Raw genomic sequence first — 12,299 nt, 5'->3', positions numbered from 1 at the left:
TGCGAAAATGGGAAAATATGTAGAACTTGATATTAGAAAACCGCTTGGAGATAATTTTTCTAAATTTAAAAATTTTGTGAAAAAAAGCGTAAAACCAGAGCTTTTTGTCGGACTTTGGGTGGTTTTGCGTGAAATGCTAAAAAAAGGCAACTCACACACACTTATGTATCCTGCCGAAAAATTTGAATTTAATGCTCGTTACAGGGGAATTCATAGGCTAATGAGACTACTTGAAAGTGGCGATGAAAGGTGTATTGGTTGTGGGCTTTGTGAAAAAATTTGCGTTAGCAAATGTATCGCGATTGATACCGAGCTTGGCGAAGACGGACGAAAAAAAGTAAAAAATTATTCTATAAATTTTGGTAGGTGTGTATATTGCGGACTTTGTGCCGATGTTTGCCCTGAAATCGCGATCGTTCATGGCGGCGAATACGAACTAGCAAGTGAGCAAAGAGCCTATTTTGGATTTAAAAAAGATTTGCTTACAAAAAGCGAAAATTTAAATTCACAAAGCGAATTTGAAGGCTATGGTAGTTTGGATAAAAATGCTAAAAATTTTGTCAAACTAACGCCGAACGCGTATTTACAAAGCGATGAAAAGGAAGAAAATGTTTGAGATTTTTTCATTTTATTTTTTTGGAGCTTTAAGCCTTGCTTTTTTTGCGATAAGCATTTTTAGTAAAAATGTCCTTTACGCGATGAGTGCCTTAGCAGCGGGAATGATATTTATTTCGGGGCTATTTTTTCTTTTGGGTGCTGAGTTTTTAGGCGTTGTGCAGATTATGGTTTATTGTGGTGCTGTTATGGTGCTGTATGGATTTTCGATTATGTTTTTTGACGCAAACAAAAGCGTAAAAGAAAAAATCAAAGGCAAAAAAACTATATATTTTTTAGGCGTTTTATCTGCTGTTTTGATTGTTTTAGCGTTTGCTGTGCCGATAAATTTAATAAATTCAAAAACACCAAATATCGAGTATTTGGAAAATACCGAAATCATAGGCAGAGTTTTATTTCAAAATTATCTAATCGTGTTTGAGTTAGCAGCCCTTATGCTACTTGTGGCGATGGTGTGCGCGATTATTTTAGCTCACAAACAGATGGATAAATCTCTAAATTTAGAAGAGGAAAATTTATGATAAGCTTAAATCACTATCTAATTTTGGCTTCATTAATGTTTATTTTAGGACTTATTGGCGTTTTAAAAAGACAAAATTTAATAATGCTTTTTTTCTCGACTGAAATTTTACTAAATTCGGCAAATGTCGCACTTGTAGCGATTAGCAAATATTTAGAAAATATCGACGGGCAAATTTTTGCCATTTTTATCATCGCAGTTGCAGCTAGCGAGATGGCAGTTGGACTTGGGCTTCTTATTTTGTGGTATAAAAAGACAGGTTCGATCGAGCTTGAAAGTTTAACTAATATGAAAGGCGAATAATGGGCGGACAATATTATTATATTATTTTATCGCTATTTGGACCGCTTTTAAGCTCTATCATAGCAGGAATTTTTGCTACGCAGAAAAAATCTTTCGCAATCGGCGTGATTTGCAGTGCGCTAATCATTTTAAGCACTATTTCATCTTTTGCTTTGCTTGAATATATCTACATAGGAAATTTGCAAATTCGCATTTTTTTTACTGAATTTATAAAAACAGGAAATTTAAGCGTTGATTACGGCATTTTAATTGATAGCGTAAGTGCTATTATGATGGTAACAGTGGGCATTGTTTCAAGTGTTGTTCATGTTTATTCCATAGGCTATATGGAAAAAGACAAAGGCTTTAACAAATTTTTTAGCTATCTTGGACTTTTTGTGTTTTCGATGCTAGTTTTGGTTATGAGCGATAATTTTGTCGGACTTTTCATCGGCTGGGAAGGCGTAGGACTTTGCTCGTGGTTACTCATCGGCTTTTGGTATGACAAACACAACTACGCATGGTGCGCAAATGAAGCATTTATTATGAATAGAATTGCCGATCTTGGGCTTTTATTAGCGATGTTTTTAATCTTTTGGCAGTGTGATTCGCTTCGCTATGATATAGTTTTTAATGAAGTTGCAAATTTAGACTATTTTATACTAAGTGTTATCGGAATTTTGCTTTTTATCGGCGCTATGGGAAAATCAGCTCAGTTTCCGTTTCACACATGGTTAGCTGATGCTATGGCAGGACCAACGCCTGTTTCAGCTTTGATACATGCTGCAACAATGGTAACAGCAGGAGTTTATTTAGTAATTCGCTCAAATGAAATTTTTTCGCAAATCACAGAAGTTAGCCATTTTATCGTATATCTTGGGGCTTTTGTCGCAGTTTTTGCCGCAAGTATGGCACTTGTGCATAACGATCTTAAAAAAATCATCGCCTACTCAACGCTTTCACAGCTTGGATATATGTTTGTGGCTGCGGGTTTTGGGGCGTATTGGATTGCGCTTTTCCACCTTATGACACACGCATTTTTTAAATCACTTCTGTTTTTAGGTGCAGGAAATATCATGCATGCCACAAACGATGAGTTAAATATCCAAAAAATGGGTGGTTTGTATAAATTTTTAAAACCGACAGCCGTTTTGATGATAATTGCAAGTTTGGCTCTTGCCGGATTTTACCCGCTTTCGGGATTTTTCTCAAAAGATAAAATTTTAGAAGTCGCATTTAATGAAAACAGCTTTTTTATATGGTTTGTTTTGCTATGCGGTGCGATTTTGACGGCATTTTATAGTTTTAGGTTGATTATGCTTGTATTTTTTGGCGAAGAAAGAAAACACTATCATGCACACGAAGCAAAAGGATTTATGCTTCGTTCTATGGGACTTCTGGCTGCTTTATCGATATGTGCCGGATTTTTTGAATATAAATTTGAAAGCTTTGCAGGAGAGATTTTACCGAAGTATGATTTTATCTTAAATCACTCCGTTGCTATTTTGCTTATTTTTATAACGACTTTGTGCGTAGTTTTAAGCACTATTTTTGCGATATTTGCATATAAAAAAGGAATTTTTAAAGATAGCATAAAAGAAAAAACTATTTATAAAATTTTGTCAAATCAATACTATATTCCACAAATTTATGAGAAATTTGTTACCAAAAACTACTTCAAATTTAGTGAATTTTGTGCCAAAATGGATGCAAATTTTATCGATAAAAGTGTCGATTTGATCGCAAAATATATCTTAAAAAGCGGTGGCATAGCAAACCGCACAATGCAAAGCGGAGAGCTTTCTTTGATGCTTAGATATATGGTTTGTGGTTTTGTGATTTTACTTGTTTTAGCGTTTGTTTATAAAGGATAATAATGGATCATATTTTAAGTTTAGTTATATTTTTTCCTGCAATTGCTGCGATTTTGGGATTTTTGATAGATGAAAAAAGCGTAAAAGCTTACGCCATTTCGGTAAGTTTTATCGAATTTATTCTTTCGCTATTTTTATGGTTTGAATTTTCTAATTTTAACGGAGAGTTTAAATTTGTCGAATTTTTCCCGTTTATCAGAGAATTTGGTATAAATTATTTCATCGGAATCGACGGATTTTCGCTATTTTTAATAATTCTTAGCACATTTATGACGCTTATTAGTTTGATTAGTTTAACAATAACCGACAGATTAAAAAATTTGGTAGTTAGCATTTTATTTTTAGAAATGACTATGGTTGGGGTTTTTGCAGCTCTTGATGCGATTTTATTTTACATTTTTTGGGAGCTTTCGCTTTTACCTATGCTCTATATTATCGGGGCTTGGGGAAGCGGAAAGCGAATTTATGCGGCTGTTAAATTCTTTTTATATACATTTTTTGGCTCTGTTTTTATGCTTTTTGGACTTATTTTTATGTCATATCTTTACCACGAAGCGACAGGAGCATATAGTTTTAATATTTTAGAGTGGCAATATCTCAAACTTCCGTTAAATTTGCAAATTTGGCTATTTTTAGCCTTTGGAATCGCTTTTGCTATCAAAACACCGCTTTTTCCGTTTCACACTTGGCTTCCTTATGCGCACGGACAAGCTCCGACTATCGGCTCGGTTTTACTAGCGGCTGTTTTACTTAAAATGGGAACTTATGGCTTTGTGCGTTTTTCATTACCTATGTTTCCGGACGGAAGCTTGTATTTTTCAAATTTAATGTGCATAATCGCCATAATCATGGTGATTTACACATCTTTCATCGCCTTTGCACAAAAAGATATAAAACAGGTCATCGCTTATAGCTCGATTGCGCATATGGGTGTTATAATGCTTGGAATTTTCTCATTTAGTGTAGAAGGAATTTCAGGCTCAGTTTTTTTGATGATAAGCCACGGCGTGGTTAGCGGCGGACTTTTTATGCTTGTCGGTTTTATTTACGAGCGAAAACATACAAAAGAATTTAGCGAATTTGGGGGTCTAGCAAAAATAATGCCATTTTATGCGTTTTCGTTTTGTTTGGTGCTGCTAGCTTCCATTGGGCTTCCTTTGACGATTGGCTTTGTGGGCGAGTTTTTAAGTTTATTAGGAATTTTTAAAACTGCTCCGATTTTTGCATTTTTGGGCGGTTTTGGTATCATCATGGGGGCGATTTATAGTCTAAATTTATTCAAAAAGACATTTTTTGGCGAAATAACAAAAGAAGAAAACAAAAGCTTAAAAGATTTAAATAAAACAGAAATTTTAGCAATTGTTCCGATTTGCGCTTTGGTTTTGTTTTTTGGCGTTTATCCAAGACCGATTTTAAAGCATATTGACATATCAAGCAAAGATTTAGTGGTGCTTATGTATGACAAAGGCGAAGCTAAAACAAAAGAACATTTAAACAAAGCAAATTCAACACAAGGGGCAAAATAATGGATTTTGGTGCGTTAAATTTTTATAGTATCGCCCCTATGGCGGTGCTTTGTGCGTTTGCGATTTTTATACTTTGCATTAGCGTGATAACAAACGAGCTATCTACTAAATTCTATACCGTTTTAACGGTTATTGCCGTAGTTTTGGATATTGGAATTTTATTTGGTTATAACGGCGGAGTAAGTGGATTTTTTGGGCTTGTTTTTATAGACGGAATTGCCATTTTATCGATGTTTATTATACTTATTTCATCGGCGTTGTTTATTCCATTAGCGCTTAGTGCTAAAACTTTTCACGAATACACCTTGCCTGAATTTTTTGCCTTATTTTTATTTATGCTAATCGGCTTTGAATTTATGGTAAGTTCGGGAAATTTGATACTGATTTTTGTGGGTTTAGAGACTTCTAGTCTTTCGCTTTATACGCTAATTGCACTAAATAATCGAAATAAATCAATCGAAGCAGCGGTTAAATATTTTACTATGGGCGCACTTGGTTCAGGCTTTTTTGCCTTTGGTGCGGCACTTTTTTATCTATCTAGCGGAAGCGTTGAGATTTTGCAAATCATAAGCAGCGCTTCATATTCGCAAAATAATATAATTTTACTTTTGGGTTGTGTTTTTATGATATGTGCGATTGGGTTTAAACTCTCACTTATTCCGTTTCACACTTGGGCGCCCGATGTTTATGAAGGAGCAAGTGCTGCCCTTGCCGGATTTATCTCGGTTGTGCCTAAAATCGCAGGTTTTATCGTCGCGTTAAGACTTTTTGAAGGGCTTATGAGAATTGAGATTTCGTGGCTAAATTCGGTGCTTTACATAGTAGCTGTTATAACGATGACACTAACAAATATAATGGCGCTCGTGCAAATCGATGTTAAGCGAATGCTTGCATTTAGCTCGATTTCACACGCAGGTTTCGTGCTAAGTGCTATTGTGATTGGTTCAACTCAGGCAAATATCTCGCTATTTTTATATTGGATCTTGTTCGCATTTGCGAATTTGGGCGCATTTTCTATGCTTTGGGTAACAAGAACAAGACAAAACAGCTGGCACAAACGCTACGAGCACCCGTATGAGAAATTTAACGGTCTAATCAAAACTATTCCGATGGCCGCAATCGTAATGGCGATTTTTATGATTTCGCTTGCCGGAATTCCGCCATTTAGCGTGTTTTGGGGCAAAATGTATCTAATGAGCGCCGCGATAAATTCAGGCTTTATATTTTTAGCTTTGATAATGGCGTTAAATAGCGCAATAGCGATGTATTATTATCTAAAACTAATTGTTTGCATGTTTTTGCATGAGCCGATTATCAAAGATAAAAGCGTTTATTTATCAAATGTTTCAAATCCGCTTAGAATTATTATCGCGATTGCCGCAACTGCTTGTGCTTTATCGCCTTTTATAGTTAAATTTGCGATACCTGCGATAAATAGCTTTGTATTTTTAAGTGGGTATTAGTTTGAATTTGACAAATTTGTTATAAAATCCAGCCTAGCTTTAAATTCTAGGCTAGATTAATCGTTTAAATTTGCCTTGAGTATTTTTTAAAAAATTAAATAAATTTTGTAATTGCAAATGCAAAGCAATCTAGTAAATTTACAAAAATACGAATTTATAAATTTTGTAAAAAATTTCTTATAGAATTTTCCAAATTTGTCAAATCCTGTGAAATTTTATTTTCTAAAAATTGCGATTTATTAAAAGTTCGTTGTCTTTTTGCCAGCTGTGCGGTATGAGTGCAAATTTGTTCATATAGCTCATTTTTGCCTAATTCTCCACGCAAAAATTCTCCACACTCTTTAAGACCGATTGAATTTAAAGACTTAGTTTCAAAACCATACTTGTCAAAAAGATATTTTGCCTCATCTATCAAGCCATTTTCTAACATTTTTTCAGTGCGAATTTTTATGCGATCTCGCAAAACTTCCCTGTCCCACAAAATTTCAAAAATTTGCAAATTTGAAATAATCGGCTCGGCGGTATTTTCATGCAAAAATTTGCTAGGAATTTCACCTGTTGTAGCATAAATACTATACCATTTTTCAAGTCTAAATTTATCATTTTTGCTAAATTTAGAGCCAAATTCGGGATCGATTTTCAAAATAAGTTCATAAATTTGCTCCAAATTTAAATCACATTTTATGTCCCCTATTTTTGGAGCTAGACCACTCATCATCGCCTTTAAATAAAACCCGCTTCCGCCCGTGATAATGAGTGGAATTTGCAAATTTTGCGCATAAGATTTTGCTTTTTCATACTCTTTTATAAATTCGCCAACGCTAAAATATTCGTTTGGAAAAATCAAATTTATACCAAAATGTTTCACGCTTTCAAGCTCTAATGCGGTTGGTTTGGCACTTGCGATATTTATCTCTTTATAAACGCTTAAAGAATCTAGGCTTAAAATCACGCCGTTAAATTCCTTTGCGATTTTTAAAGCTAGATCGCTTTTTCCGCTTGCCGTCGTGCCGATTAACGCAAATTCACAAAACATTTTTTTCCTTAAATTTAGTCAATTTTTTAGGAAAAATTATATCAAATTTTAATTTGTTTTTGTTTTATTGCGAATTTGTGATACAATAACGCTTTAAAAAGGGAAATAATGGCAAAATTCAAAGAAATTTTAAGCGACATTAACGAACTAATTGTTTTCAAACACTCTGTTTTTGCGTTGCCTTTTATTTTTACGGCGATGATAACGGCTTCAAAAATCGCAAACGGCTCACTTTGGTTTGGTTGGAAACTCTTTATTTTAGGCATTTTGTGTGCCGTTAGCGCTAGAAGTTTTGCTATGGCTTTTAATAGATATGCAGATGAAGACATTGATAAATTTAACCCACGATGCGCTTCTCGTCCAAGCGTCGATGGTCGTATTGGGCGACAAAATTTATTATTTTTTATCATTGCAAATGCCGTTATTTTCATTGTTGTAGCGTATTTTATAAATTCACTCGCATTTAAATTATCATTTCCGATTTTGATTATTTTAGCAGGTTATAGCATTTTTAAACGCTTTTCCCAAACCGCTCATATCGTGCTTGGGCTTTGTTTGGGGCTTTCAAGCGTAGCAGGCGCAATCGCAGTAAGTGGCGCCATACCGCTTTGGTCTTTGCTTTTATGTGTCGGAGTTATGTTTTGGGTAGCCGGATTTGATGTTTTGTATTCGCTTCAAGATATGGATTATGACAAAAAGGCGGGGCTTTTTAGCATACCGTCAATGTATGGCGAAAAAGCTGCAATGTTTATTTCGCAAATTTTCCATTTTTGTGCCGTGCTTTTTTGGCTGTTTTATTGCGGTGCAGCGGGACTTGGAGCGTGGGCGTATCTAGGAGTGATAATTTCTGCTATAATTTTATTTTTCGAACATAGAATTGTCAGAAGGGACTTTTCGAAAATCGATCGAGCGTTTTTTACGCTAAATGGCTATTTGGGAATTTTGTTTTTTTGTTTTATCTTTATTGATTTGTGGAATTAGGAGATTTGATATGGATTTAAATACTATCATTGTTTTGGGACTTTGCGTTGTTATTTTGATTATTTTAGTTGTCATGTATTTAAAAGATAAACAAGCAGATAAAAAATTTGAGAGATTTGAACAAGTTTTGACCGATAATATGCAAGAAAATTTTATACTTAAAAAAGAGATAGAAAAGATAAAAGAGACGATAGATGCTATGGATTTGGGCAAATTTGGCGAAGTAATAGACGAAGAGATGGAGCAAAGATTAATGCCGTTAAAAAAATCGATCGAAACTATCGGCGAGATGATTTCAAATTTAAGAAAATAACAAAAAAATATCATTTTAAAGTAACCATTTTTTGGGCTTTTTGGCACAAAATAAATTTTGCAAATTTAGCAAATTTATTATATAATCCGACAATCAAATTTCATAAAAGGTAGATATGCTAATCGATAAATTCGGTCGCAAGATTGATTATTTGCGAATTTCGGTAACCCAAAGGTGCAATTTTCGTTGTCGCTACTGTATGCCGCACACTCCGTTTAACTGGACGCCAAAAGAGAATTTATTAAGCTTTGAAGAGCTTTTTAGCTTCGTTAAAATCGCGATCGACGAAGGTATAGAAAAAATTCGCATAACAGGCGGAGAGCCTTTGATACGAAAAGATTTGCCAGAATTTATAAAAATGATAAGCGAATATGCTCCAAATGTCGATTTAGCGCTTACCACAAACGGCTATTTTTTAAGTAATTATGCAAAAATTTTAAAACAAAATGGCTTAAAACGCATAAATATGTCGCTTGATTCACTTCGCCCGGAAATGGCTCGTTTCATCGCGCAAAAAGGCGTTTTGCATAGCGTTTTAGCTGGACTTGATAGTGCATTAGAAGCAGGACTTAAAGTCAAAATCAACACGGTTGCACTAAAAGGCATAAACGACGATGAGCTGCCCTATTTGCTTGAATTTGCAAAATCAAAAAATTGTATGATAAGATTTATCGAATTTATGGAAAACACCCACGCAAATGCGAATTTAAAGGGCTTAAATCGTGATGAGATTTTAGAAATTTTAAGCACAAAATTTAATTTTAAATTCTTAAAAAAATTCGAAAACTCTCCTGCTAGTATTTATCAAACTGATGACGGATACTCTTTTGGCATAATCGATCCGCACAAGCACGATTTTTGCGAGAGTTGCAACCGAATTCGTCTAAGCGCAGAAGGCTATTTGATACCATGCTTATATTTTGAAGATGCACTAAGCATAAAAGATGCCGTGCGAAGCGGAAATTTGGACCTTGCAAGAGAAATTTTAAAAGAAGTTTTAGCAAACAAGCCTGAAAAAAATCGCTGGGAACTTGAAAACAAAACAGAGATTTCAAATCGTGCATTTTACGAAACGGGCGGATAATGCTAAATTTAGTTGAGAGTTTTTTAAGCATTCAAGGCGAAGGTAAATTTAGCGGAAAGTTAGCATATTTTTTTAGATTTGCAGGGTGCAATCTGCGTTGTGTCGGCTTTAAAAACAGAGCCAAAAGCGAAAAATCAGGCAAAACTCTAATTGGTTGCGATACTTTGCGAGCTGTTTTCGTAAATGAATTTAAATATAAAAAAATATCAAATTGCAATGAACTTTTAAAGAGAATTAGGCAATTTAAATTCCAAAAACCCATAATCGTTATCACAGGCGGTGAGCCTTTGATTTACTATGCAAATTCGCTATTTTATGAATTTATCAGCGAACTTTTAAGGCAAAATTACGAAGTGCATTTTGAAACCAACGGAACAATTTTTGTAGAATTTGACAAATTTCCAAATTATAAAAAATGTATTTTTGCAATCTCGCCGAAACTAAATTTAAGTGGAGAAAAAAAGGAAAAAAGGCTAAATTTCAACGCTTTATTAAATTTAAAACAAAACGCAAAAGATAGTTTTTATAAATTCGTAATCACAGGTAAAAAGAGCGAAAATGACGAAATTTGCGAGATTTTGCAAAATTGCGAAAATGAAGTTTATTGTATGCCTTTGGGCAAAAATTTAAGCGAACTTGAAAAAAATGCACCAAAGGTAGCTAAATTTTGCATAAAAAACGGCTATAATTATTCCGATAGATTGCATATTAGAATTTCGCAAAGGTAAAAAATGATAATTAGAAAACTTTATGACTTTGAAAATGCCCACATAGTGCGATTTTGTGGCTCAAAACGCTGTCGGACGGCGATTCACGGGCATTCATACAAATGCGAAGTCCTTTTGGCTTCAAATTTTTTAGATAATGCAGGAATGGTTTATGATTTTGGTTATATGAAGCTTGGAATTCGCGATATTATCGATTGTTTTGACCACTCCACGACCATTTTTTCAGGCGATAGCGATGAGTATAAAAATGATATAAAAAAACACTCTGCTAGATGGATAGAAATACCCTTAAATCCGAGTGCGGAGCAGTTTTGTCGGATATTTTTTGTGCTGATTGACAGGTTATTAAATTTAAGCGAATTTAATAACGGCGAAAAAAATGTTACGCTTCATAGCATTATCGTGCATGAGACTGCCACAGGATACGCTCAGTGCTTTAAAGAAGATGCATATAACCCACAAATGGGCGAGATAAATTTAAATGAAATCAAATTTAGCGAAGCGATTTTGGACGATTTAAGAGATAAAAAAATCTTTGAAAAGCTCATTGGTGGCGAGAAATTCGTCTTTGAGAAAGACTGCTAAGGGGCAAAGATGAGATATTTTTTGATTTTACTTTTAGCATTTTTTGTTGCAGGTTGCGATAAAAAAGAAGATGAAGCCTTAAAAATACCGCCTACAAAGAGCGAAATTCCAAGCGATGTGCCGATCGCAAAAAGCGAACCGCAAACAGAAGTGGATAAAGAGCTTCCGCCGGTGCCTGTAACGGAGTAAAAATGCAAGAACTCTACACAACCGCACTTGCTTTGCATAAATTTTTTGTTGTTTTCTTTGGCGTTTTGCTCCCAGTTTATCTATTTTTGACCCGCTATGGCAACGGCGAAAATGCTTATATAAAGCGAATTCGACTTTTTTTACCATTTTTTTATACGATTTTAGCTTGTTTGATTTTTACCGGTAGCGTGATTTTACCCATTTTAGAGTTTAAATTTAACTACAAAATCATTTTTATGATAATAGCCGTAATCGCTATAATCGCACTTAGCGCAATAGGCTATAAACGCTTAAAAATGGCGTATTTTACCAAAAATTTTGCTCTTTATAAAAAGCAAATTTCTGTTATAATAGGTGTAAATTTAATCTTAATTTTGATAGTGAGTTTTATATAATGGTGTTTTTTTACGATAAATTTGCAGGAAACGAAAATTTAGAAATTTCTAGCGAAAATTTTTCGCATTTAAGGGCTAGACGCCTTAGCGTGGGCGATAGAGTGGATTTTAGAAATTTGCGCGATGAGAGCAATTATATCTATGAGATTACCGAGATTTCACGCAAAAACGCGGTAGCAAATTTGGTTTTCAAAAACTCCGTTATCGCGCCAAAGCACGAATTTTGCCTTGCTTGGGCGGTAGTCGAGCCAAGCGTGATCGAAAAAACGCTTCCTAGCCTAAATGAAATGGGCGTGGCAAAAATCATATTTGTTTATAGCGATTTTTCGCAAAAAAATGTTAGGCTGGATTTGGCTAGATTTGAACGAATTTTGACAAATTCGTCGTGTCAGTGCGGACGAAATTCGATTGTCCAGCTTGAAATTTTAGCTAGTTCAGATGAACTTTTGGCTAAATATCCAAATTCGGTTTTGATTGATTTTGAGGGCAAAAGCTTGGAAATTTTTGATAAAAATGAGATTCCTTTTATAGGACCTGAGGGTGGTTTTTCCGAAAATGAACGCAAAAAATTTAGCAAATCTTACGAGCTAAATTTACCATATATTTTGCGCTCAAATACCGCAATTTTAACAACTTGCGCAAGGTTGATTTTTTAAATTTGATTTTTAAATAAAAAAATTGTATAATCCAACCTTTACAAAATTTCAA

Annotated in this window: 15 protein-coding genes; 14 read left to right on the top strand and 1 reads right to left on the bottom strand. The window is 34.4% G+C overall.

The window, feature by feature from the left end; genetic code table 11:
* The first annotated feature begins 7 nt into the window (after positions 1-7).
* From nuoI to nuoN, 6 genes are read left to right on the top strand one after another with little or no spacing between them, the layout of a single operon-like run.
* The gene (gene nuoI / locus PF026_RS00135; protein ID WP_270861388.1) at positions 8-616 is read left to right on the top strand and encodes an NADH-quinone oxidoreductase subunit NuoI; all 609 of its coding nucleotides are present in this window, start codon (positions 8-10) and stop codon (positions 614-616) included.
* Entirely contained in the window at positions 609-1,136 is a 528-nt protein-coding gene (locus PF026_RS00130; protein WP_270861387.1) for an NADH-quinone oxidoreductase subunit J, read from the top strand. Before nuoI ends, PF026_RS00130 begins: the two co-directional genes overlap by 8 nt.
* Positions 1,133-1,438, top strand: a complete 306-nt coding sequence (gene nuoK, locus PF026_RS00125) for an NADH-quinone oxidoreductase subunit NuoK (protein WP_270861386.1) — start codon at positions 1,133-1,135, stop codon at positions 1,436-1,438. The genes PF026_RS00130 and nuoK overlap by 4 nt, the downstream gene beginning before the upstream one ends.
* Positions 1,438-3,291: an NADH-quinone oxidoreductase subunit L gene (gene nuoL / locus PF026_RS00120; protein ID WP_270863029.1), complete on the top strand. Its 1,854-nt coding sequence runs from the start codon at positions 1,438-1,440 to the stop codon at positions 3,289-3,291. The genes nuoK and nuoL overlap by 1 nt, the downstream gene beginning before the upstream one ends.
* A gap of 2 nt (positions 3,292-3,293) precedes the next feature.
* On the top strand, positions 3,294-4,817 hold the full coding sequence (locus tag PF026_RS00115) for an NADH-quinone oxidoreductase subunit M (RefSeq protein WP_270863028.1): 1,524 nt from the start codon (positions 3,294-3,296) through the stop codon (positions 4,815-4,817).
* Positions 4,817-6,280 (top strand): NADH-quinone oxidoreductase subunit NuoN, encoded by a 1,464-nt coding sequence (nuoN, locus tag PF026_RS00110; RefSeq protein WP_270863027.1) that lies wholly within the window; start codon positions 4,817-4,819, stop codon positions 6,278-6,280. The genes PF026_RS00115 and nuoN overlap by 1 nt, the downstream gene beginning before the upstream one ends.
* 154 nt (positions 6,281-6,434) lie before the next feature.
* Here the strand turns inward: nuoN and miaA are convergent, their stop codons facing one another.
* Entirely contained in the window at positions 6,435-7,316 is an 882-nt protein-coding gene (gene miaA / locus PF026_RS00105; protein ID WP_270863026.1) for a tRNA (adenosine(37)-N6)-dimethylallyltransferase MiaA, read from the bottom strand.
* A gap of 108 nt (positions 7,317-7,424) precedes the next feature.
* On the opposite strand from miaA, the gene mqnP reads away from it, so the two are divergent.
* The 8 genes from mqnP (at position 7,425) to PF026_RS00065 (ending at position 12,247) form a co-directional block, all read left to right on the top strand.
* Positions 7,425-8,297, top strand: coding sequence for a menaquinone biosynthesis prenyltransferase MqnP (mqnP, locus tag PF026_RS00100; protein ID WP_270863025.1), 873 nt, complete (start codon positions 7,425-7,427; stop codon positions 8,295-8,297).
* A gap of 10 nt (positions 8,298-8,307) precedes the next feature.
* On the top strand, positions 8,308-8,610 hold the full coding sequence (locus PF026_RS00095; RefSeq protein ID WP_270861380.1) for a hypothetical protein: 303 nt from the start codon (positions 8,308-8,310) through the stop codon (positions 8,608-8,610).
* A 115-nt stretch (positions 8,611-8,725) separates the two neighbouring features.
* A complete protein-coding gene (moaA, locus tag PF026_RS00090) occupies positions 8,726-9,694 on the top strand; it encodes a GTP 3',8-cyclase MoaA (protein WP_270863024.1) in 969 nt (322 codons plus the stop codon).
* Positions 9,694-10,422, top strand: a complete 729-nt coding sequence (locus PF026_RS00085) for a 7-carboxy-7-deazaguanine synthase QueE (protein ID WP_270863023.1) — start codon at positions 9,694-9,696, stop codon at positions 10,420-10,422. Before moaA ends, PF026_RS00085 begins: the two co-directional genes overlap by 1 nt.
* A gap of 3 nt (positions 10,423-10,425) precedes the next feature.
* Positions 10,426-11,007 (top strand): 6-pyruvoyl trahydropterin synthase family protein, encoded by a 582-nt coding sequence (locus PF026_RS00080; protein ID WP_270863022.1) that lies wholly within the window; start codon positions 10,426-10,428, stop codon positions 11,005-11,007.
* A 9-nt stretch (positions 11,008-11,016) separates the two neighbouring features.
* Positions 11,017-11,196 carry a hypothetical protein gene (locus PF026_RS00075; protein ID WP_270863021.1) on the top strand — a complete coding sequence of 60 codons (180 nt, stop codon included), beginning with the start codon at positions 11,017-11,019 and terminating at the stop codon, positions 11,194-11,196.
* Positions 11,197-11,198: 2 nt separating this feature from the next.
* Complete coding sequence (locus tag PF026_RS00070; protein ID WP_270863020.1) at positions 11,199-11,591, top strand: hypothetical protein; 393 nt, start codon at positions 11,199-11,201, stop codon at positions 11,589-11,591.
* Positions 11,591-12,247, top strand: coding sequence for a 16S rRNA (uracil(1498)-N(3))-methyltransferase (locus PF026_RS00065; RefSeq protein WP_270863019.1), 657 nt, complete (start codon positions 11,591-11,593; stop codon positions 12,245-12,247). Before PF026_RS00070 ends, PF026_RS00065 begins: the two co-directional genes overlap by 1 nt.
* Positions 12,248-12,299 lie beyond the last annotated feature (52 nt).

The sequence above is a fragment of the Campylobacter sp. CS_NA3 genome, from assembly GCF_027797495.1.
In the GTDB taxonomy this organism is placed as follows: domain Bacteria; phylum Campylobacterota; class Campylobacteria; order Campylobacterales; family Campylobacteraceae; genus Campylobacter_B.
Note: the sequence above shows the minus strand (reverse complement) of the source record. Positions and strands in the feature narration are given on the sequence as shown.

Excerpts from the sequence above, each read along its gene's own strand:
- nuoK (WP_270861386.1), top strand. The coding sequence starts at position 1,133 with ATGATAAGCTTAAATCACTATCTAATTTTGGCTTCATTAATGTTTATT.
- nuoN (WP_270863027.1), top strand. The coding sequence starts at position 4,817 with ATGGATTTTGGTGCGTTAAATTTTTATAGTATCGCCCCTATGGCGGTG.
- PF026_RS00085 (WP_270863023.1), top strand. The coding sequence starts at position 9,694 with ATGCTAAATTTAGTTGAGAGTTTTTTAAGCATTCAAGGCGAAGGTAAA.
- miaA (WP_270863026.1), bottom strand. The coding sequence starts at position 7,316 with ATGTTTTGTGAATTTGCGTTAATCGGCACGACGGCAAGCGGAAAAAGC.
- nuoI (WP_270861388.1), top strand. The coding sequence starts at position 8 with ATGGGAAAATATGTAGAACTTGATATTAGAAAACCGCTTGGAGATAAT.
- PF026_RS00080 (WP_270863022.1), top strand. The coding sequence starts at position 10,426 with ATGATAATTAGAAAACTTTATGACTTTGAAAATGCCCACATAGTGCGA.
- PF026_RS00130 (WP_270861387.1), top strand. The coding sequence starts at position 609 with ATGTTTGAGATTTTTTCATTTTATTTTTTTGGAGCTTTAAGCCTTGCT.
- PF026_RS00095 (WP_270861380.1), top strand. The coding sequence starts at position 8,308 with ATGGATTTAAATACTATCATTGTTTTGGGACTTTGCGTTGTTATTTTG.
- PF026_RS00065 (WP_270863019.1), top strand. The coding sequence starts at position 11,591 with ATGGTGTTTTTTTACGATAAATTTGCAGGAAACGAAAATTTAGAAATT.
- nuoL (WP_270863029.1), top strand. The coding sequence starts at position 1,438 with ATGGGCGGACAATATTATTATATTATTTTATCGCTATTTGGACCGCTT.
- PF026_RS00070 (WP_270863020.1), top strand. The coding sequence starts at position 11,199 with ATGCAAGAACTCTACACAACCGCACTTGCTTTGCATAAATTTTTTGTT.
- PF026_RS00075 (WP_270863021.1), top strand. The coding sequence starts at position 11,017 with ATGAGATATTTTTTGATTTTACTTTTAGCATTTTTTGTTGCAGGTTGC.
- PF026_RS00115 (WP_270863028.1), top strand. The coding sequence starts at position 3,294 with ATGGATCATATTTTAAGTTTAGTTATATTTTTTCCTGCAATTGCTGCG.
- moaA (WP_270863024.1), top strand. The coding sequence starts at position 8,726 with ATGCTAATCGATAAATTCGGTCGCAAGATTGATTATTTGCGAATTTCG.
- mqnP (WP_270863025.1), top strand. The coding sequence starts at position 7,425 with ATGGCAAAATTCAAAGAAATTTTAAGCGACATTAACGAACTAATTGTT.